The sequence below is a fragment of the Tenacibaculum sp. MEBiC06402 genome, assembly GCF_049239625.1.
In the GTDB taxonomy this organism is placed as follows: Bacteria; Bacteroidota; Bacteroidia; order Flavobacteriales; family Flavobacteriaceae; genus Polaribacter.
On sequence record NZ_JBMKKT010000069.1, the window covers coordinates 15,879 to 36,389 of the forward strand.

Genomic DNA, 20,511 nt, shown 5'->3' on the forward strand with positions numbered 1-20,511 from the left:
GTAACATTTTTTTCTGCTCTTCGTCTTATATTATAAATTCTAGAAATAGAATAATTGCCAAATAAATCTATAGTTGAAAAATCTATGTTAAGAACTGGAAAAAAAATCTTTTACATCCTTTGGGGATTGTTACTTCTTTACTTTTTGTATCGCTACATACAGAATCCTGAAATATTTTCTGTTGAATATTTAAAAAACTTTATTAGCTCTTATAAAGGACAAATATTAGTTGTTTACATATTAATTTCCTTAGTTAGAGGTTTCTTTCTGATACCTAGTACTCCATTTGTACTCGCGGGAGTTTTACTATTTCCTGACCAATTATTTTTGGTGTTATTAATATCTATGGCTGGAATTATGCTTTCTGCTACAGCGCTTTATTACTTTTCTGATATGTTAGGGTTTAGTGAGCATTTGGAAAAAAAATATCCTAATAAAGTTTTAAAATGGAAAGACAAGTTACAAAGCTCTAAAGCTACATTTTTAGTTTTGGGTTGGTCTTTCTTTCCACTCGTACCAACAGATATTATATGTTACGTAGCTGGAATTATAAAAATGCCTTATAAATATATGTTTACTGGTGTTTTTATTGGAGAACTAATTCTTGTTTCGTTTTACATTTTTTCTGGGTCTTTTATTAATTTATAAACATACATTTTACTAAAAATTTATTCTTGTTTAAATTTTAAGATTATACGCTAATTAAACAGCTCTTTAGTAACTTTGATATATAATATAGTTCAAAATAATTATTATGATACAACCATTTCATTTAGCGATACCTGTTCAAGATTTAGAAAAATGCAGAGCTTTTTATAGAGATGTTTTAGAATGTGAAGAAGGAAGAAGTTCTGATCATTGGGTAGATTTTAACTTCTTTGGACATCAATTGGTAATTCACCAAAAGGATGACTTCTCTCCTACGGAAGCACTTACCAATCCTGTAGATGGACATGACGTACCTGTTCCTCATTTCGGAGTAGTTTTATCTTGGGAAGATTGGACAAATCTATCTGAAAAACTTAAAAATATTGGAACCAAATTTGTGATTGAACCAACAATTCGATTTAAAGGAAAAGTTGGAGAACAAGCTACTATGTTTTTTAATGACCCAGAAAACAATTCGCTTGAATTTAAAGCTTTTAAAGACATGAATCAGCTTTTCGCTAAGTAAAAAATTTATTTATTCAAAAACACATATGCCACATTTTGTAATTGACTGTTCAAACAATATTATAAACCTAAAAACTCCAGAGGAGATTATTCAGGAAGTCTACAATACTGCTGATGCAAGTAATTTATTCGCCAAAGGCGATATTAAAGTTCGAATCAATCCTTTTGAATATTATACAATAGGAAACACTAAAGATGATTTTATTCATGTTTTTGCTAATATTATGGAAGGAAGAACTATACATCAGAAGAAAAATCTTTCAGATAGTATCGTCTTAAAACTAAAACAGATGTTTCCAGAAGTTCCAATTATCTCGATTAATATCAGAGATTTTGAAAAAGCGACTTATTCTAATAAATCAATGGTGTAAACTTATCTATACTATAAAACGAGGTTAAATTCATTTTAACCTCGTTTCTTTTTATTTCAACCGTTAGTTAACTCGACTGAATTATTTTTTCTTTTTAGCTTTCCACGGACCTAAAACTAATTTTAACTGAGTAGTTCCGGTTGGATATGCTCCTGAAAACTCGGCTGGTACTGGCGGCTGATTTGTTTTTGTAATCTCAATAGGATCTTCATCGTACGCAAATCCGTATGCCTGAGCCATATATTCTTTTTGGGCAGACTTTACAGCATTTTTAGGCAATGCAAAGATGTTTTGTTTACCAACTTTCGCGGTATGCATAAAATACGAGAATAGATTCTGTGGTTGCCCTTTAGGATACCAGTTGGTTTCCTTACCCCAGCCTGTAGTTGTTCTACCCGGAGTACCAGTATCGGTCGGTTTTATTAATGCAACTCCTCTATTTAATGCAGTACTAATTTGATTCTCCAAACCGTTTACAATCGTCTGAATATTCTTATCAGAATACCTGTAAGGTCCATCAGCAAATAAACCTATTCCAGCAAAAGTCATGTGACCAGAAGAATAATAATAATTAGTTGGTGCTTTCGAAAATTTATATTGCGCACTTGGAGAAGTACATTTAATATCAGTATTTAGTTTTAGCGAAACTATTTCATTTGCGGCGTTTTTATTAATGTGCTGTATCGTAATAGTTTGATCTTTCACACACCCTCCATTACTCACGTACATTCCTTTTGTTAAACCTACATCTGCTGGTAATGGATTATCAAATGTTAAAACTCCTTTTTTTATTGACCCTTTGATAGATTCTCTTTTTTTAGTAGTAGCATCATAATAAGATACCACCGAAAAACCTACTGGATTAAATAAGTAAAGTTTTTCAGATAAGGTTGGCGCTTTAAATTCTAAAGCATCATGTTTATTTGGCGTACCTGGAAAAACTATATCTTTCACTGGAGATGCTTTAAAATAATATTCTACTCCGTCGTTATTCTTTTGCCAGATATTCATATTGTAAGAAGCATCTGTATAAAGCTTATTCAAAGCTGTATCAAAAACTGTTTCCAACGAACTTGTATTATTTTCTAGATACAAACCAGGATTTAGTAAAGCAACCAAATCTTTGTCTACTGGATAATACAAATCATTGTAAGCCGCTGAATTCGAATATTTTTTCATAAAAGGTTTATAAGCATCAGCAATTTCTTTTCCACTAACTCCAGCGGTTTGCCCTACTCTACCTAACTCTTTTCCTGCAGCACCTTCAGCAATTACAGAAACTGGAAAGAAAAATCCATCTACAGAGGAAACATCTAAAAACATTCCCTGATCTGCTAAGTATGTAACTTCGATATAATTATACTGAGGAAAATCTGATTGAGGTGGATTACCAACTTGATTTACATCTGCACCATAAGTATCATACTTAAATCCTAAATTCCCATTAGATGTTTTACTCGAGTTGTCTTTATACTTTTTATCGGTATTTTTTACAAAAAAGTAAATTCTTGCTCCATCAATTGGATTTAAATTACTCAACTTAACGCTTGCTATATCTGATCCTAACTCATAGGAAGTTATATAACCTTTTTTATCTGAAATAGTTGCAAAACTTCCTTGTTTTGTCTTTGAATCTACTATTAACTTTTTCTTTGATCCTGTACTAAAACCCAACACATAAACCTTATATTTTGAATCTAAACCTGTCAAATTTTCAAGTGATAAAACATACGAAGATCTAGCGCTTTTATTTTGATAATTAAACTTTTTAGTCGCTACACCATATTTCCCTTGAACCTCAACCGAAAGGTCGACACTACCCTTCGCATGTGCAGGATTTTTTACAGTTATTAGTGTATCCGAAACTTTTAACGGCGTACTTCCCGATTCTCCGAATTTCACATAACTAGCTCCTGTAAAATACTTTCCATGAATGGTAATTATTTCATTCCCTTTAGTTGAACCTTTTGGTGGATTAAAAGTTTTTATTTTTGGTAATTCATAGTTGAAGCTTGGTTGATTCTTACATGTTACACTTCCTACTAAAACTTTAACATTAACCGATTGTTGTTTGCTAACTGCTGGATTTCTTACTATAATTTTAGAATCCGAAACTACAGTTATATCCTTTGGTACAACTCCCGTAGCCCCAAATAAAACAGTTATTTTTGATGATGAAGTAAAACCACTTCCGGTAATAGTTACCGCAGTATTTCCGTACAAAGAGCTTGAACTCGGTTTAATACTTGTTACTGTTTGTGCAGTCATCTGACTAATACACGTAAAAAAAAGAATTAATAGTGTTGTAAAAATTTTATTTGTAATAGTTTTCATGATAATTGATATAAAGTTTGGTATTTGTAAAAACTGAATAATACTGTTTCTGAAAATCTAAATTAGATAGGAATAACAGTTTTTCAGCCTGTAATTTCTATGAGCGTTCTTTAAATAGTCATAAAAGATAGTTTTTATGGAACAAAAATTATTCTTTCAAACAGATTATTATTTTCAAACTACTCAACTACCTATCTTTGTTTAAAATAGATTTTTTTATTGAAATTAAAAGAAAGCCATAAAGTTCCGAGTTTAGATAAACCAATTAGATTGCAAGAATATGTAGTTGGAATCTTCACAACAATCCCTACAAAATCAGGAATGAAAAAGGCTATTAAAAAAGGATTGGTTTTTGTAAATAATGAAGTGGCTTCCACAGCTCTATTCATAAAAGGAAATGAAACTATTGAATTATTTCAAGAAGAATTAAAAGAAAAGAAACAGTTTCTATTTCCTCTAGAAATTGTATTTGAAGATGAATATTTGGCAGTTGTTTTTAAACCTGCTGGTATTGTGGTTAGTGGTAATTCATTTGCCACCATAAACAATGCTTTAGAGCAAAATATAAAACCAAGCTCTCAAAAAGACGCTGTTATTCCTAGAGCTGTACATCGGTTGGATTATCCTACAAGTGGATTGCTTTTAATTAGTAAAACAAATTCCACTACACATTATTTGACTAAACTTTTTGAAGAAAAAAAAATTCAAAAAACCTATCATGCAATAACTATTGGTAAGATGAATCATTCTGGAGTAATAAATATTCCAGTAGATGAAAAAGAATCAAAATCTGAATTTAAAGTTTTAAAAAGTATTCCTTCTGAAAAATATAGATTCCTAAATTTAGTGGAACTCAATCCTAAAACAGGAAGACGACACCAATTAAGAAAACATTTACATGGAATTGGCAATCCAATTTTAGGTGACAAAGAGTATTATATTGAAAATTTGATTTCTTACGGAAACGGTCTGTATTTACATGCAACTTCTTTAGAATTCACTCATCCAGAAACGAAGAAAAAAATGAAATTCGAAAAGGAATTACCTAAAAAATTTAAACGTCTTTTTCCAAATCTTTCATTGTAAGTTTTAACCTTGTAATAAACTCTTTTATTTCAGATTCATTAAAACTGGCAAATCCCACGCGAATACAATTGTGATTTGTATTAGCTAAGTCATATCGTTCATAATCTCCGATTTCAAGATTATATTTCCTCGCGGTTTTAGAAACGTTTTCCCAATTATACGGTTCTTTTAAATGCAACCAAACAGCCATTCCTCCTTTTGGAATTTCAAAGTCAAAAAAATCTGATAATTCATTAGATAGTAATTCGCAAAACAAATCTCTCCTCGCCTTGTAAACTTTTAGAACTTTTCTAATATGACTATCTAATTCTCCTGACTGAATAAAATCTGCAAAAGTCAATTCTAATAACGCATCTCCTTGTCTATCCACAATTCTTCTTAAGTTAGCTGCTTCATCTATAAAAGTTTTGTTTGCAATTAAATAACCAACTCTAAAAACAGGTGCAACTGTTTTACAAACCGATCCTATATAAATAATATTTCCATTCGTATCATGACTTGCTAATGGTAAAATTGGTGCATGATTATAGTTGAAATCATAATCGTAATCATCTTCTAAAATTGCAAATCCATATTTCTTTGCTAAATTCAATAAATGGATTCTTCTTTCAGCAGACATAGTTACAGTTGTTGGATGATGATGGTGCGAAGTAACATATACAGCTTTAATAGGTTTCTTTTTACATAATTTCTCTAACTCATCCATTAACAAACCACATTCATCTACTCCCACTCTTTCTATAACTGCACCCGCATGTGAAAAAGTTAAATCTGCAGATATATAATTTGTTTCACCCACAACAATTATATCCCTTTTTTTAAATAACAATTGAGAGCTTAAATAAATTCCATTTTGACTTCCTCTAGTTATTAAAATGTTCTCTTTTGTAATATGTAAACCTCTTGTAGTATTTAAGTAATCTGCTAAAACCTCTCTTAACTTTTCATTTCCATAAGTGGTTCCGTAAGATAAATGTTGAAAAATTGTCTTTCTATTAGCAATTCTTCTATAGGTTCTTGCAATTTCATTTACTGGTGTCAAACGTGTATCAGAAATCCCATCATTAATATACATCACTTTTTCTTTTTGCTCACTTGATTTTCGAATTAAAAACTCATTAGAATAAAAACTAAAACCTTGATCATTTTTTACACTGCTATCTTTCTCAACAAAATCAAGTGGAATAAAATCGGGTAAGCTGCTATTTACAAATGTTCCCTTTTTAGGAATACTTTCAACCCAACCTTGTAGTAATAATTCTTCATAACAGGCAACAACAGTTTTTCTATGCACTTCTAAAATTTCAGATAAAGCTCTCGTTCCAGGCAGCTTAGTTTTGGATGGTAATTTCTGATCTTTTATCAATTGTATAATTTGATTTGACAACTGAACATACAATGGTTGAGCACAAGATCTGTCTAAAAAAAGAGAAGTTTTAAAAGGAAACATCTGGACTATCAATTTTATAAATTCTGGACTAATATAATAGTCCATAAATGTAGTAATTTTATGTTGTAAATTAATTCAAACATGCTTATTACAGAATTACAACCAAATGAATTTGATATTTATTATAAAAGATATATCGACAAACTACCACAGGATATTAGCTTGTTGCAAAGCTTTTTAGAAGGAAAGAAGAATACAATACGTTTCTTTTCATCAATTCCAGAAAGTAAATTAGAATACCGATATCAAAATGAAAAATGGTCTGTTAAAGAAATTTTTCAACATTTGATTGATACGGAACGTATTTTTATGAATCGTTGTTTTCGAATTGCAAGAAGAGATACAACACCTTTAAGTGGATTCGATCAAAACGTGTACATAAAACCATCTGGAGCAGATCAAAAATCTATTGAAAATTTAATCAATGAATTTACTATTAATAGAGAACATTCTATTAATTTTCTGAATTCAATTTCGAATGAAGACTTGTGTTTTATTGGAAATGCAAATAGCAATGCAATGTCTGCCAGAGCTGCAGCTTTTGTGATTCCAGGACATGATATTTGGCACCAAGAAATTATTAAAGAAAGATATTTATAATACACAGAGATGAAAAAAAACGTAGGTATTTTTATTTTCGACGATGCGGAAGTTTTAGATTTTGCAGGACCTTTTGAAGTTTTTTCAGTAACATCAGAACTGAATAATTTTGAATTATTTGATGTATTTACTATTGCTAAAACAAAACAGCCCGTTCGAGCGGTTAATGGTTTATCTGTAAATCCGAAATACGATTTTACAAATTGTCCTAAAGTTGACATTTTAATTTTAGCTGGAGGAAATGGAACTAATCAAGCCATAACTGATTCTGAAATTATTCAATGGATTGCTAACAGACATTTAGAAACAGAAATCACAATGAGTATTTGTTCTGGTTCTCGATTTTTAGCAAAAATTGGAGCATTAGATGCTAATCCTTATTGTACACATCATCTAGTTTATGACGACATGGCTAAACTTGTTCCTTCTGGAATTCCGATTAAAGAAAAACGATTCACACAATCTAACAAGAAAACATATACATCTGGCGGAATTTCAGCTGGTATCGATTTATCTTTTCATATCATCAACAAATTGCATGGTAAGGAAATCATAGAAAAAACTGCAATATATATGGAGTATCCTATTCATAGCGAAGTTTACGATTTATAAATATGGAAATGAATACACATAAGATAAAACTAGCTACAACAAGTGATACTGAGTTATTAGCATTATTAGGACGCGTAACGTTTAGAGAATCTCACGGAGATTATATTGAGGATAAAACCAATTTAAACGACTACTTAGAAAAAGCTTTTTCTTTTGAAACAACACAAAAAGAGGTAAATGATTCTAATAACATCTACTTTATTATTTATAAAAGCGATTTTCCTGTTGGCTATGCAAAGTTAATTTTAAATGCAACTTCTCCTTTTATTCCTAATAAACGTAGTTGTCGTTTAGAACGTATTTATGTGCTGGATGAGTTCATATCACAAAAATTTGGAATCGAATTATTAAATAAAACTATTGAAAAAGCTAAAGAATTAAATTTTGAAGTGATGTGGTTATCAGTTTATATTAAAAATACGAAAGCCATTAACTTTTATTTAAAAAACGATTTTAAGGAAGTCGGAAGTATATCTTTTAAAATAAGTAAACAAGGATATGAAAATCCAATTCTCGCTAAAAAATTATAATTATGAAAGAATTTGAAAAAACAAAACTGAATCGTATCAAGCGAGGAGCAAATAGAGCGGTATATGACAAAGAAACCATCAATGAAATTTTAGACGCGGGTTTTATTGCTCAAGTAGGATATATTTATGACGGTTATCCAATCAGTATTCCAATGGCTTATGCTAGAAAAGGTAATAAAATATACTTACATGGTTCAACGGCTAATAGAATGTTGAAAGCAGTTTTAGAGATTGGCAAAACTTCAATAAACGTCATGCATTTAGACGGATTGGTAATTGCACGTTCTGGATTGCATCACTCGGTAAATTATCGCTCCGCTACCTTATTCGGTGAATTGAAAGAAATTACTGATGATAATGAAAAAACTATCATACTGAAAGATATAGTGGATCATATGATTCCAAATCATTGGGATACATTACGTCCAATGCATCAAAAAGAATTAGACAGAACAATGGTTGTAGAGTTTATAGTTACTTCTGCATCTGCTAAAATAAGAGCGGAAGGAGTAAATGATGAACCTGAAGATTACGAATTACCATATTGGGCTGGAGTTATTCCTGTAAAACAAAAATTAGAAGCGCCTATTCCAGATGCAGGTTATCCTTCTACAATTGATATTCCAGAGCACCTTAAATCACACTACAACAAGCATAAATAATTAAAACAGGCTTATTGAAAAATATAGTTAAACCATCCTTCGGTAAAAATAAAAATAATAAAAAGCTCAAAAGCTAATAATGCTATTATAATTACAATAAACTCAATAAAAATTCGGAGACTTGTTTTTATATTATTTCCCTTTTTCATTAGATAAATATAATGAAATTAAAACAGTAATTTTACAACATGAAAAAATACGATGTTGTAATTCTTTCTGAAAGAAGATATGTAAATCCAACTGAGGTAAATGACTACATCTCTAACGTTTTATTAGAGGATGATTTGGTTAAAAAAGCTTTGGAGAAAGCCGGACTAAAAGTTTTACGATTATCTTGGGATGACCCAGATTTTAATTGGTCGGATACAGAATATATTTTATTTAGAACTACTTGGGATTATTTCGATAGATTTAATGAGTTTTCTACTTGGTTAGAAAAGGTCAGTCAACAAACTAAATTGATTAATTCAGAAGCTATTATTCGTTGGAATTTAGACAAACATTATTTACTGGATTTACAAAAAAATGGTGTTCATGTGTGTGAATCGTATTTTATTGAAAAAGGAGAAACCTCAACACTACAAGATTTAGCAAAAAAACATAATTTAAGCAGTTTCGTTTTAAAACCTTGCGTTTCTGGAGGTGGCCGACATACTTATAAAATCAATCAGGAAACTATTTCTGAACATGAATCTTTGTTTAAAAGATTAATTTCAGAAAACGCATATATTATTCAGCCATTTCAACATAATATTGTGGAAAAAGGTGAAATTTCTCTAATGATAATGAATGGTGAATTTACGCATGCCGTTTTAAAAATTGCAAAACCTGGTGATTTTAGAGTTCAAGATGATTTTGGCGGTACCGTTCATAACTATACTCCTACTTCAGAGGAAATTCTTTTTGCTGAAAAAGCGGTAAATGCATGTCCTGAAAAACCTATGTATGCAAGAGTAGATATTTTTACTGATAACAATAATAAATTAGCCATTGCTGAACTTGAATTAATTGAACCTGAGTTATGGTTTAGGAATTATCCCGAAGCGGCTAATAAACTATCAAACGGAATCAAAAAACTTATTCTCAACTAATAAATAACATGAAGAAATTTTTTAAAATTATAGGTGTCCTTTTAGTAGTAATCATTATTTCTTTTTTAGTGATAATTTTCACCAAAAACGAATCACTTCCAACGGGAGAAAAAGGAGAAAAAGCAGAAGAATTAGCTCAAAAAATGTTATCAGCCGTAAATCATGATGCTTTTGAAAATGCGGAAATTCTTGAGTGGTCGTTCAGAGGAACAAATTCCTATAAATGGTATAAACAACAAGGTAAAGTTGATGTTTCTTGGGGAGAAAACAAGGTTATTTTAAATACAAAATCTCCAGAAAAAAGTGAAGTTTTTGTGAATGAGCAAAATGTAGATAATCCAGAATTAATTAAAAAAGCTCAAGACTTTTTCAATAATGATAGTTTCTGGTTGATTGCTCATCATAAAGTTATGGATGAAGGTGTTGAAAGAAGTATTGTAAAACATGATAATAAAGATGCTCTATTGGTTACCTATACCTCTGGCGGGTCAACACCAGGTGATTCTTATCTATGGATTTTAGATGATAACAATTTCCCCGTTGCTTATAAAATGTGGACAAGTATTATTCCAATTGGAGGAATTGAAGCTTCTTGGAGTGATTGGAAAGACACTGAGGCTGGATTTAAACTTCCAACTAAACACGAAACTAGTTTATTTGATTTATCAATTGATATGGGAAATCCTAAAGCTGCTACTCCAAAAGCAGATACGTTAGCAAAAAAAATCTTAAAGGCAATAAAACACGAAGCCTACAAATCAACTAATAACATTGAGTGGAGTTTTGGTGGAAGAAGATTTTATAAATGGAATAAAACCAATCATATTGTTCAAGTAAAATGGGATACAACTAAAGTAATTTTACATCCGAATAATCTTGAAAAAAGCACCATTTATTATAATGATGAACTCTCAAATAGTAAAGACGAAGCTGTTATAAAAAAAGCCGAAGATTATTTTAATAATGATAGCTTTTGGTTAGTTGCTCCGCATAAACTTTTTGAACCGGGAATTCTACGATCAGTAAAATATGTTGATGGAAAAGAAGCTCTTTTAGTCAAATATACTACTGGCGGAACTACTCCTGGCGATTCTTACTTATGGATTTTAGATGAAAACTATATCCCTAAAAGTTATAAAATGTACGTTCCAAGCATGAAAATGGAAGGTGTTCCTGCAACTTGGGAAGATTGGATTACAACCGAAAGCGGTACTTCATTGCCAAAAATGCACAGATTTGGGAATAATGGTCAGCTTAGTATGGGCGATGTTAAAGCCTATTAAAATTTAGACTAAATACAATAACACAAAATGGAACCTCTTAATCAATGAAAAAGTTAAGAGGTTTTTATTTTATATCCGTAACTTCAATTGTATTCGACTTTAAAATGTATTTAAAATACTTTCCTAAAGCTGTTGACAATACCATAAATTCACTCATACCGTATAACTCTCCGTATAACCTAAATGTACAAATATCGGTAGCAGTAATTAAAGGTGTCATTTTTAAATGTGAATGAATTGCTGAAATTACTTTCGATCCATCAGCCATTTTTGATTGAGCAGGAATCATAGTTTTATGAAATTTTCTCCAAGATGTAATAATTCCCTTTTCATCTGTCTTAAAAACATAATCATTTCCAAAAGGAATGATTTCAGGATGATTTGTCCCCATAATGATATAAAACTGATATCCCTTTTCTCCTTCAATTAAAACCAAATTAGGATTATATCCGTTCGGAATTGTTATTTGATATTGAGGGTTTGAAAATTGGTTGACAATAGTACTCTTTATCTCTAAAAGCTTCTTTTCTTTTGAAGATAAAGCTACTATATTATAATCTGACGCAAATGGAGCGTTTAAATCATCTTTTGAAAATGAGTATTTAGCAATTCTTTTGGTAGCACCTTTATCAGTAAAAACACCAAAAACAGAATCTTTTGAATGATACACTAAATATCCACCTGCATTTTGCTTTAATCCCTGATTTTGCAATAAAATATCAGTCGATTTCCATGCTACTTTTTCGTAAGTATACAGTAAATCAGCTTCCGCTATTATCGAATCAAGCTTAGACTTTAATTCTTTATCTTTTATTTCTTTTTGAGCATGTAAAGAAAAAACGAAGAATAACGCAAAAAGTAAATTGAAATGGTTTTTCATTGATATGATTTAAATATTATTGAAAGAAACTAAATAACAGTAAAAAGAACTTTTTCAAAAGCCAGAAACCTCCAAAAAGAACTATAGACCCAAAAATCCAAATCTTAGCGAAATCAATCACTCTATCTGAGTATGAAATAAACTTATCAAGTATATAAAAAAGGAATTTTTTAATAGTTTCCATAACGTTTTCAAATATAGAGAAACTTAATTTATTTGTTCATTTTTAAAATTATACTTTTGCAAAATGCGAGTAGATATTATTACTGTTGAACCAGATTTAATTAAAAGTCCTTTTCAAAACTCAATGATGAAAAGAGCTATTGACAAAGGCTTGGCCGAAGTGCATTTCCATAACCTCAGAGAATTTGGCCAAGGAAACTATCGTCAAATAGACGATTATCAATTTGGTGGTGGAGCTGGCATGGTCCTTATGATAGAGCCTATTGCGAAATGTATTCAAGGTTTATTAGCAGAAAGAGATTATGATGAAATCATTTACATGACTCCTGATGCACCTACCTTAAATCAAGCTACCGCAAATTCACTTTCTTTGAAAGGAAACATCATTATTCTAACCGGTCATTACAAAGGTGTAGATCAAAGAGTTAGAGATAAATTTATTACTAAAGAAATATCTATTGGTGATTATGTTTTGACAGGTGGTGAATTAGCCGCAGCAGTTTTATGTGATGCAGTAATTCGTTTGATTCCAGGTGTGTTAGGTGATGAAACATCTGCTCTTACTGATTCTTTTCAAGACAATTTATTATCACCTCCGGTATACACAAGACCTTCCGATTATGATGGTATGAAAGTTCCTGAAATATTGTTATCAGGAAATTTCCCTAAGATTGAAGAATGGCGCTCTGAAAAAGCTTACGAACGTACTAAGGAAATAAGACCCGATTTGTTAGATGAATAATATTTCAAACTTTATTCAAAAGTATCCTGCTATTAACGTAGTGATTGCTTTTCAGTTTTTTCGTTTTATCCTGTTACCCTTTATGGGATTGATGCCACAAGATGCTTATTATCATTTTTATGGTGAAAATTTATCTTGGTCTTATTTTGATCATCCTGGAATGATCGGATATATTTTACGTTTATTTACACTGATTTTCGGAAAATCCGTTTTCGTTGTTAAACTTGCTGATTTTGTCATTACATCTCTAACATTAATAAGCTTTTACAAGCTAGCAGAATGTTTTTTATCTAAAGAAAAGTCAAAAAGAGCTTTAGTACTTATAGTATCAACTTTTTTTATTTCAATATTATCATTTAATTCTACTCCAGACGTTCCGCTACTGTTATTCTGGACATTAAGTGTCTTGTTTTTATACAAGGCTATCTTTGAGAATAAAAAGATTTTCTGGATTTACGCAGGTATTGCAATGGGATTAGCTTTCGATAGTAAATACACGGGGTTATTATTACAAATCGGTTTACTTGCATTTGCTGTTTTCTCTAAAAAATACAGAAAACTCTTATGGTCTCCATGGTTATGGATTGCTATTATTATTTCTGCCCTTGTTACATTTCCTGTTTGGTATTGGAATTATCAAAATGAATTTGCTTCATTCTTATTTCAATCTTCAAATAGAACCAGTAGTATTTCTAAATTCCAAATATCTCCTAAGTATTTTTTCGGAGCAATAGGTCATCAGTCTCTTTTGTTACTACCAATTTTATTTGGTGCATTTCTATTATATACATTCAAGTTTGTAAAACGATTCTTATTAAAATTTAAGCTACCAAAAAGTAAAACTTTATTCTTACTTGCTTTCTTTATTCCAACGTTTTTAGGATTCTTTTCGTTAACTCCTGTTTATTGGGTAAAATTAAATTGGATGATGCCTTCCTATATTACGGGAATTATTTTAGTCAGTATTTATATTTCAAAAAAATGGATTAAGTATCAGGTTTTAATCTCGATAGTGATTCACTTACTCGTAAGTTTACAGGTGTTATTCTATTTAGTTCCAATTAAAAGTGATGATACTTGGGTTGGTTGGAAAGAATTAGCTACAGAAATTGAAAAACTAAAAGAAGAACATCCAAATACTTTTATTTTTTCAAATGATAATTACAAAACCTCGGCAGCACTTAACTTTTTTATGAATGAAAAAGTATATGCTCAGAATATTGTTGGATTACATGCTTTACATTTTGATTATTTAGGAGACGATTTATCAATTTTAAATGGTCGGGATGCTATCTTTATTGACTCTGACAAGCGTTTTAAAAATGAAGATAAAAAAGGGAATACTTTACCAGAAATAGAAACATATTTCGAAAAGGCCGAAGAACTAGAACCGATTATAATATCACTAAACGGAAAAAAAGTAAGGAAGTTTTGGGTATTCTATTGCTCTAATTATCAGCATAAAAAATAATTGATTTTTTTTTTTTATTTTCAAGCAAAGTCATAAATTTGCACACGCAAAATCAACCTCTGACGAGAATCGTGAATGTTGCTTTGTAAAATCTCAAAGATTTTTGAAATAATGGATTTAATTAAATTTGTTCAAGACGAATTCGTAACTAAAAACGATTTACCAGAATTCGCAGCAGGAGATACAATTACTGTATACTACGAAATTAAAGAAGGAAACAAAACTCGTACTCAGTTCTTTAGAGGAGTTGTAATTCAAAAAAGAGGAAACGGATCTTCTGAAACGTTTACTATTAGAAAAATGTCAGGTACTGTAGGTGTTGAGCGTATCTTCCCTATCAACTTACCATCAATTCAAAAAATTGAAATTAACAAAAGAGGTAAAGTACGTAGAGCTAGAATTTTCTACTTCAGAGGTCTTACTGGTAAGAAAGCAAGAATTAAAGAAAGAAGAAGTTAATTCTTCTCAAAGAATATTAAAAAACGATGTTAATTTAACATCGTTTTTTTTTGCTTTTAATTAAAATTTCAAGAATCTTCAACAAATCGCAGATTTTAATAAAAATTTAATATTTCAAAAACCATTTGTAATACGTAAATTTGCACCACTTCAAACAAAATAACTAGTTAATATATGAGTACAACTGCAAAAATTATGTACACAAAAACCGATGAGGCTCCAGCATTAGCTACTCGTTCGTTTTTGCCAATCGTAAAAGCATATACCAAATCATCTAACATAGAAATTGTAACTAAAGATATTTCACTAGCAGGAAGAATTCTTGCAAACTTTTCTGATTATTTAACCGAAGATCAAAAAGTTGAAGATGCATTAGCGTTTTTAGGAGAATTAGCTACAAAACCTGAGGCAAACATTATTAAACTTCCAAATATTAGTGCTTCCGTTCCTCAGTTAAAAGCAGCTGTAAAAGAATTACAAGCTTTAGGTTACAATCTTCCAGATTATCCAGAAGAACCAGAAACAGATGAAGACAAAGCAGTTTTAGCTCTATATAATAAGGTAAAAGGTTCTGCGGTAAACCCTGTTTTACGTGAAGGTAATTCAGATCGTCGTGCACCTAAAGCCGTAAAAAATTACGCAAAAAAGAATCCTCATTCAATGGGAGCTTGGAGTTCTGAGTCTAAAACTCACGTAGCTACAATGAGCGAAGGAGATTTTGCTCACAATGAAAAATCTGTAACTGTTCCTAATGCAACTGACGTAAAAATCGTTCATACCGATGCTAATGGAACTGAAACAGTTTTAAAAGCTAGCACAAAGTTATTAGCAGGAGAAATCATTGATGCTTCTGTTATGAATAAAAAAGCATTATTAACTTTCTTAGACGAACAAGTTAAAGATGCTAAAGATAAAGGTGTATTGTTTTCATTACACATGAAAGCTACCATGATGAAAGTATCTGATCCAATTATTTTTGGACATGCGGTTCGTGTTTTCTTTAAAGACTTGTTTGAAAAGCATGGTGCTACTTTCGAAGAAATTGGAGTTGATGTAAATAATGGTTTCGGAAATTTATTAAGAAATTTAGAAGAACTTTCTGCTGAAAAGAAAGCAAAAATTTTAGCTGATATAGAAACTGTTTACGCAAACAACCCTGACGTTGCAATGGTAAATTCTGATAAAGGCATTACTAACTTACACGTTCCTTCTGATATTATTATTGATGCTTCTGTTCCTGCAATGATCCGTACTTCAGGACAAATGTGGAATAAAGACGGAAAACAACAAGATACTAAAGTAACGATTCCTGATAGTTCTTACGCTTCTTTATACCAAGCAACTATTGATTTCTGTAAGAAGAATGGTGCTTTTGACCCTACAACAATGGGAACTGTTCCTAACGTAGGTTTAATGGCTAAGAAAGCTGAAGAATATGGATCTCATGATAAAACTTTCGAAATTGCAGCTGCTGGTAAAGTTTCTGTAATTGATAGCGAAGGAAATACATTAATTGAGCATTCTGTAGAAGAAGGAGATATTTGGAGAATGTGTCAAACAAAAGATGCCCCTGTTGCTGACTGGGTAAAATTAGCTGTTACTAGAGCAAAAGCTATGAAAGCTCCAGCGGTTTTTTGGTTAGATAAAAACAGAGCGCACGATGCTGAATTAATTAAAAAAGTAAATACGTATTTACCAAACCACGATACTGATGGTTTAGAGATTTTAATCAAATCAGTTTCTGAAGCTACTGAATATACATTAGAAAGAGTTAAAGCTGGTCAGGATACAATTTCTGTTACAGGAAACGTATTACGCGATTATTTAACTGACCTCTTCCCTATTTTAGAGTTAGGAACTTCAGCTAAAATGTTATCAATCGTTCCGTTAATGAACGGTGGTGGCTTATTCGAAACTGGTGCTGGTGGATCTGCTCCAAAACACGTTCAACAATTTGTTGAAGAAAACCATTTACGCTGGGATTCTTTAGGTGAATTTTTGGCTTTAGCCGTTTCTTTAGAACATTTAGGTGAAACTAATAACAATGAAAAAGCATTAGTATTAGCTGAAACTTTAGATAATGCCATTGAAAAGTTATTAGACAATAAAAAATCTCCATCTAGAAAAGCTGGCGAATTAGATAATAGAGGAAGTCATTTTTACTTGGCTATGTATTGGGCACAAGAATTAGCTAATCAAGATAAGAATGAAGAACTTAAAAATCAATTTTCATCTGTTGCTGAAGCAATGCAATCTAACGAAGATAAGATTGTAAATGAATTAAATGAAGTTCAAGGAAAAGCAATCGAAATAGGTGGTTATTTTGTTCCTAAGGATGAATTAGCTGATAGTTTTATGAGACCTAATAAAACTCTAAATAGTATTTTAGCTAAAATCTAGTAACATATAACAATATAATTTATAAAAATGCCGGTAAAGTTACCGGCATTTTTTATACCTCTTTTCTAAACTTAACTATTTTTAATTGTAACTTTGAAATATGGATTTTATTAAAACTACAGAGCAAGATTCAAACTACGACAGTCTTGAAAAAATGACAGTCAATGAACTTCTGACAAACATTAATAATGAAGATAAAACGGTTCCTTTAGCTGTAGAAAAAGCAATTCCTAAGATTGAAAAATTAGTTAATGTTATTGTAGAAAAGTTAAAAGTTGGTGGAAGATTGTTTTACATGGGAGCTGGAACAAGTGGTAGATTGGGGATTGTTGACGCTTCGGAATGTCCTCCTACTTTTGGAGTTTCACATGATGTTGTAATTGGATTAATTGCGGGTGGTGATATTGCTATTAGAAAAGCTGTAGAGTTTGCTGAAGATTCTGAAGATCAAGGTTGGAAAGATTTACAAGAGTATAATATTTCAAAAAATGATGTGGTTATTGGAATAGCTGCCTCAGGTACGACTCCTTATGTCATTAATGCCTTGAAAAGATGTAATGATAATAACATAAAGACAGGTTGTATAACATGTAATGCAAAAAGTCCATTAGAAATTACGGCTAAATATCCTGTCACAGTGGTTGTAGGTCCTGAATTTGTAACTGGAAGCTCAAGAATGAAAGCTGGTACCGCTCAAAAATTAGTACTAAACATGATTTCAACTTCCACCATGATTCAACTTGGCAAAGTCAAAGGAAACAAAATGGTCGATATGCAACTATCAAATAATAAATTGGTGGAACGTGGAGAAAAAATGTTAGTATCTGAGTTGAATATTGACAAAGCAACTGCGAAAGAACTTTTAAAGAAACATGGAAACGTCCGAGAAGTAATTAAACAATTTAAAAATGACTGAAAAAACCTACGATAAACCGATTAAAAATTTTCTTATTCTATTACTCCTTTTAATGGTTTCACCTCTTCTGTTAAGTTTAGCTTTTAGAATGGTAAGAACTTATAAAGAAATGCTTATGGCATTAATTGGTTATACATTATTAGTAATTTCAATATTTTTAATTTTATTTACCGTCTATTTTGGTTTTAAGTCTTTTAAAACATTATTAAATTATTTATTTGAAAAATAAATTTTGCTTAAGAAGATCAATATTGAAAAATATATAAATTGGGAATATTGGCCAACCTCTATGTTTTATATTCCGAACCTACCTTATGCTTTTTATTTAGCATTAAGAGCAAAACATGCGGCTTTTTTTAGTGCAGCAAATCCAGCTATTAAAAGTTCCGGTAACGGAACTGAGAGTAAATACGAAACCATTCAATTAGTTCCAGAAAAGTTTAGACCTAAATCAGTTTTGGTTAAAGTTGGTTTTGACTTTTCAAATGTGATAAAAAGAATTAAAGAAGAAGAAATAGAGTTTCCTTTGATAGCTAAACCAGATATTGGTTTCAGAGGACTATTAGTAAAAAAAATTGATTCTATTGAAGCTCTAAAAAAATACCTACAATCCTACCCTATTGATATTATAATCCAAGAATTCTTGGATTATAAAAATGAATGTGGTGTTTTTTATCACAGAAATCCGAATGAAAATAAAGGTAGAATAAGTTCGGTTACTTTGAAAAAATTTATTTGTGTTACAGGAGATGGAAAATCTACGCTTAAGCAATTAATCTTAAATGATAAAAGAGCAAAGTTATACATAGATTTGTTCCAGAGTATTCATTCAAATAGTTTACACAGAATTCCTGAGTTAAACCAAGTTATAAAACTTACGGTCATCGGTAATCACTCAAAAGGAACTCAATTCATTAATGGAAATCATTTAATATCAAGAAAACTTATAGAAACATTTGATGAATTAAGTCATTCCATTGAAGGATGGTATTACGGAAGAGTGGATATTAAGTATAATGATTTTGAAGAGTTAGAAAACGGCACCGATTATAAAGTACTTGAAATTAATGGTATAATTGCAGAACCTACTCACATATATGATGCGCAAAACTATACTTATTTTAATGCGTTAAAAGAAATCAGGAAACATTGGCAGTCATTGTTTGTAATTTCTACTGAAAATCATAGAACTAAAAACATCCCTTATAAAAGTGTTAAAAAATTTGTTAATGAAATGTTAGAGTTAAGAAATTACATTTCATCGATAAAAAAACTCCAATAGAAGAAAGTATCTGGCTGTTTACCTTTATAAACAATTAAAAACTCGACTTTTGTGACTATTTTTTGTGCCGTGTGTCTAATAAGTAAATCTGTTTTCTTACTTTTAGAAGGTGAAAATCCCCGTGTATGAAGAAATTTATTACTCTAATCATTGTTTTTTCAGGTATTCTTGGTTATTCCCAAGTTAAAATTGGAGACAACCCGAATGTTATTGATGTTAATTCTATATTAGAATTAGAAAGCAATGATAAAGTTTTTGTACTTACAAGGATTAATACTATTCAAATGAATAGTATAATCCCGCTTCAAGGAGCCCTTATATTTAATACAGATGACAGATGCTTATACCAATACGATGGAAATAATTGGTTAAGCCTTTGTAACACTGTTCCTAATCAACAACTAAGTTTCGATTCTAATACGAATATTCTTACAATTTCAGGAGGAAATTCAATTGATTTATCTGCTCTAATAAACGATAACGATAGTGACCCAACTAACGAGGTTAATATTTCTTTTCGGGTAAATGGTGGTAATTTAGAAATTACAGATAGTAATGGGACACTTTCCGTGCCTATTTCTGACATAGCTGCTCAGGGAGCTACAGGAAGCACAGGTGCTACAGGAAGTACAGGTGCTACAGGAAGTACAGGTGCTACAGGAAATACAGGAGCTACAGGCGAAACCGGGGCAACAGGAAATACAGGAGCTACTGGTGAAACAGGTGCAACAGGAAACACAGGTGCAACGGGTGAAACTGGTGCTACAGGAAGTACAGGTGCTACTGGTCAAACCGGAGCAACAGGAAATACAGGAGCTACAGGCGAAACCGGAGCAACAGGAAACACAGGTGCAACGGGTGAAACCGGAGCAACAGGAAGCACAGGAGCCACAGGTGAAACTGGGGCAACAGGAAACACAGGTGCAACGGGTGAAACTGGGGCTACAGGAGGAACAGGTGCAACGGGGGAGACAGGAGCGACAGGA

Annotated in this window: 20 protein-coding genes and 1 pseudogene; 18 read left to right on the forward strand and 3 right to left on the reverse strand. The window is 31.3% G+C overall.

Going from position 1 to position 20,511, the window contains the following annotated elements:
* Positions 1-54: 54 nt before the first annotated feature.
* From ACOSP6_RS00980 to ACOSP6_RS00990, 3 genes are all read left to right on the forward strand, one after another.
* Complete coding sequence (locus ACOSP6_RS00980) at positions 55-648, forward strand: TVP38/TMEM64 family protein (protein WP_422093749.1); 594 nt, start codon at positions 55-57, stop codon at positions 646-648.
* A gap of 106 nt (positions 649-754) precedes the next feature.
* On the forward strand, positions 755-1,174 hold the full coding sequence (locus tag ACOSP6_RS00985) for a VOC family protein (protein ID WP_422093748.1): 420 nt from the start codon (positions 755-757) through the stop codon (positions 1,172-1,174).
* Positions 1,175-1,199: 25 nt separating this feature from the next.
* Positions 1,200-1,544, forward strand: a complete 345-nt coding sequence (locus ACOSP6_RS00990; RefSeq protein ID WP_422093747.1) for a 5-carboxymethyl-2-hydroxymuconate Delta-isomerase — start codon at positions 1,200-1,202, stop codon at positions 1,542-1,544.
* 81 nt (positions 1,545-1,625) lie between these two features.
* On the opposite strand, the gene ACOSP6_RS00995 is transcribed toward ACOSP6_RS00990, so the two are convergent.
* Positions 1,626-3,878, reverse strand: coding sequence for an IPT/TIG domain-containing protein (locus ACOSP6_RS00995; protein WP_422093746.1), 2,253 nt, complete (start codon positions 3,876-3,878; stop codon positions 1,626-1,628).
* 219 nt (positions 3,879-4,097) lie between these two features.
* On the opposite strand from ACOSP6_RS00995, the gene ACOSP6_RS01000 reads away from it, so the two are divergent.
* Entirely contained in the window at positions 4,098-4,964 is an 867-nt protein-coding gene (locus ACOSP6_RS01000; RefSeq protein WP_422093745.1) for an RluA family pseudouridine synthase, read from the forward strand.
* On the opposite strand, the gene ACOSP6_RS01005 is transcribed toward ACOSP6_RS01000, so the two are convergent.
* On the reverse strand, positions 4,933-6,459 hold the full coding sequence (locus ACOSP6_RS01005) for a PLP-dependent aminotransferase family protein (protein WP_422093744.1): 1,527 nt from the start codon (positions 6,457-6,459) through the stop codon (positions 4,933-4,935). The genes ACOSP6_RS01000 and ACOSP6_RS01005 overlap by 32 nt on opposite strands.
* A 36-nt stretch (positions 6,460-6,495) precedes the next feature.
* Between ACOSP6_RS01005 and ACOSP6_RS01010 the strand changes: the two genes are divergently transcribed.
* The 6 genes from ACOSP6_RS01010 to ACOSP6_RS01035 all read left to right on the forward strand — a co-directional run bounded on the left by ACOSP6_RS01010 (position 6,496) and on the right by ACOSP6_RS01035 (position 11,192).
* Positions 6,496-7,014, forward strand: coding sequence for a DinB family protein (locus ACOSP6_RS01010; RefSeq protein ID WP_422093743.1), 519 nt, complete (start codon positions 6,496-6,498; stop codon positions 7,012-7,014).
* A 9-nt stretch (positions 7,015-7,023) separates the two neighbouring features.
* Complete coding sequence (locus tag ACOSP6_RS01015) at positions 7,024-7,626, forward strand: DJ-1/PfpI family protein (protein WP_422093742.1); 603 nt, start codon at positions 7,024-7,026, stop codon at positions 7,624-7,626.
* 8 nt (positions 7,627-7,634) lie between these two features.
* Positions 7,635-8,156 carry a GNAT family N-acetyltransferase gene (locus tag ACOSP6_RS01020; protein ID WP_422093741.1) on the forward strand — a complete coding sequence of 174 codons (522 nt, stop codon included), beginning with the start codon at positions 7,635-7,637 and terminating at the stop codon, positions 8,154-8,156.
* Positions 8,157-8,158: 2 nt separating this feature from the next.
* On the forward strand, positions 8,159-8,818 hold the full coding sequence (locus ACOSP6_RS01025) for a pyridoxamine 5'-phosphate oxidase family protein (protein WP_422093740.1): 660 nt from the start codon (positions 8,159-8,161) through the stop codon (positions 8,816-8,818).
* A 188-nt stretch (positions 8,819-9,006) separates the two neighbouring features.
* Positions 9,007-9,909 carry an ATP-grasp domain-containing protein gene (locus tag ACOSP6_RS01030; protein ID WP_422093739.1) on the forward strand — a complete coding sequence of 301 codons (903 nt, stop codon included), beginning with the start codon at positions 9,007-9,009 and terminating at the stop codon, positions 9,907-9,909.
* A gap of 8 nt (positions 9,910-9,917) precedes the next feature.
* A complete protein-coding gene (locus tag ACOSP6_RS01035; RefSeq protein WP_422093738.1) occupies positions 9,918-11,192 on the forward strand; it encodes a hypothetical protein in 1,275 nt (424 codons plus the stop codon).
* A 64-nt stretch (positions 11,193-11,256) separates the two neighbouring features.
* Here the strand turns inward: ACOSP6_RS01035 and ACOSP6_RS01040 are convergent, their stop codons facing one another.
* Entirely contained in the window at positions 11,257-12,072 is an 816-nt protein-coding gene (locus ACOSP6_RS01040; RefSeq protein ID WP_422093737.1) for a hypothetical protein, read from the reverse strand.
* A gap of 247 nt (positions 12,073-12,319) precedes the next feature.
* Between ACOSP6_RS01040 and trmD the strand changes: the two genes are divergently transcribed.
* The 8 genes and pseudogenes from trmD to ACOSP6_RS01080 form a co-directional block, all read left to right on the forward strand.
* Entirely contained in the window at positions 12,320-12,997 is a 678-nt protein-coding gene (gene trmD / locus ACOSP6_RS01045; protein ID WP_422093736.1) for a tRNA (guanosine(37)-N1)-methyltransferase TrmD, read from the forward strand.
* Positions 12,990-14,468, forward strand: coding sequence for a glycosyltransferase family 39 protein (locus ACOSP6_RS01050; protein ID WP_422093735.1), 1,479 nt, complete (start codon positions 12,990-12,992; stop codon positions 14,466-14,468). The genes trmD and ACOSP6_RS01050 overlap by 8 nt, the downstream gene beginning before the upstream one ends.
* A gap of 108 nt (positions 14,469-14,576) precedes the next feature.
* Positions 14,577-14,927: a 50S ribosomal protein L19 gene (rplS, locus tag ACOSP6_RS01055; RefSeq protein ID WP_422094058.1), complete on the forward strand. Its 351-nt coding sequence runs from the start codon at positions 14,577-14,579 to the stop codon at positions 14,925-14,927.
* Positions 14,928-15,101: 174 nt separating this feature from the next.
* Positions 15,102-17,327, forward strand: a complete 2,226-nt coding sequence (locus ACOSP6_RS01060; RefSeq protein ID WP_422093734.1) for an NADP-dependent isocitrate dehydrogenase — start codon at positions 15,102-15,104, stop codon at positions 17,325-17,327.
* A gap of 100 nt (positions 17,328-17,427) precedes the next feature.
* The gene (murQ, locus tag ACOSP6_RS01065; RefSeq protein ID WP_422093733.1) at positions 17,428-18,243 is read left to right on the forward strand and encodes an N-acetylmuramic acid 6-phosphate etherase; all 816 of its coding nucleotides are present in this window, start codon (positions 17,428-17,430) and stop codon (positions 18,241-18,243) included.
* On the forward strand, positions 18,236-18,472 hold the full coding sequence (locus tag ACOSP6_RS01070; RefSeq protein WP_422093732.1) for a hypothetical protein: 237 nt from the start codon (positions 18,236-18,238) through the stop codon (positions 18,470-18,472). Before murQ ends, ACOSP6_RS01070 begins: the two co-directional genes overlap by 8 nt.
* 3 nt (positions 18,473-18,475) lie before the next feature.
* Entirely contained in the window at positions 18,476-19,525 is a 1,050-nt protein-coding gene (locus tag ACOSP6_RS01075; protein ID WP_422093731.1) for a D-alanine--D-alanine ligase, read from the forward strand.
* Positions 19,526-19,650: 125 nt separating this feature from the next.
* Positions 19,651-20,511, forward strand: a pseudogene (locus ACOSP6_RS01080) (hypothetical protein); the annotation flags it as partial.

Excerpts from the sequence above, each read along its gene's own strand:
- ACOSP6_RS00985 (WP_422093748.1), top strand. The coding sequence starts at position 755 with ATGATACAACCATTTCATTTAGCGATACCTGTTCAAGATTTAGAAAAA.
- ACOSP6_RS00990 (WP_422093747.1), top strand. The coding sequence starts at position 1,200 with ATGCCACATTTTGTAATTGACTGTTCAAACAATATTATAAACCTAAAA.
- ACOSP6_RS00995 (WP_422093746.1), bottom strand. The coding sequence starts at position 3,878 with ATGAAAACTATTACAAATAAAATTTTTACAACACTATTAATTCTTTTT.
- ACOSP6_RS01005 (WP_422093744.1), bottom strand. The coding sequence starts at position 6,459 with ATGGACTATTATATTAGTCCAGAATTTATAAAATTGATAGTCCAGATG.
- ACOSP6_RS01010 (WP_422093743.1), top strand. The coding sequence starts at position 6,496 with ATGCTTATTACAGAATTACAACCAAATGAATTTGATATTTATTATAAA.
- ACOSP6_RS01015 (WP_422093742.1), top strand. The coding sequence starts at position 7,024 with ATGAAAAAAAACGTAGGTATTTTTATTTTCGACGATGCGGAAGTTTTA.
- ACOSP6_RS01020 (WP_422093741.1), top strand. The coding sequence starts at position 7,635 with ATGAATACACATAAGATAAAACTAGCTACAACAAGTGATACTGAGTTA.
- ACOSP6_RS01025 (WP_422093740.1), top strand. The coding sequence starts at position 8,159 with ATGAAAGAATTTGAAAAAACAAAACTGAATCGTATCAAGCGAGGAGCA.
- ACOSP6_RS01030 (WP_422093739.1), top strand. The coding sequence starts at position 9,007 with ATGAAAAAATACGATGTTGTAATTCTTTCTGAAAGAAGATATGTAAAT.
- ACOSP6_RS01035 (WP_422093738.1), top strand. The coding sequence starts at position 9,918 with ATGAAGAAATTTTTTAAAATTATAGGTGTCCTTTTAGTAGTAATCATT.
- ACOSP6_RS01040 (WP_422093737.1), bottom strand. The coding sequence starts at position 12,072 with ATGAAAAACCATTTCAATTTACTTTTTGCGTTATTCTTCGTTTTTTCT.
- trmD (WP_422093736.1), top strand. The coding sequence starts at position 12,320 with ATGCGAGTAGATATTATTACTGTTGAACCAGATTTAATTAAAAGTCCT.
- ACOSP6_RS01050 (WP_422093735.1), top strand. The coding sequence starts at position 12,990 with ATGAATAATATTTCAAACTTTATTCAAAAGTATCCTGCTATTAACGTA.
- ACOSP6_RS01060 (WP_422093734.1), top strand. The coding sequence starts at position 15,102 with ATGAGTACAACTGCAAAAATTATGTACACAAAAACCGATGAGGCTCCA.
- murQ (WP_422093733.1), top strand. The coding sequence starts at position 17,428 with ATGGATTTTATTAAAACTACAGAGCAAGATTCAAACTACGACAGTCTT.
- ACOSP6_RS01070 (WP_422093732.1), top strand. The coding sequence starts at position 18,236 with ATGACTGAAAAAACCTACGATAAACCGATTAAAAATTTTCTTATTCTA.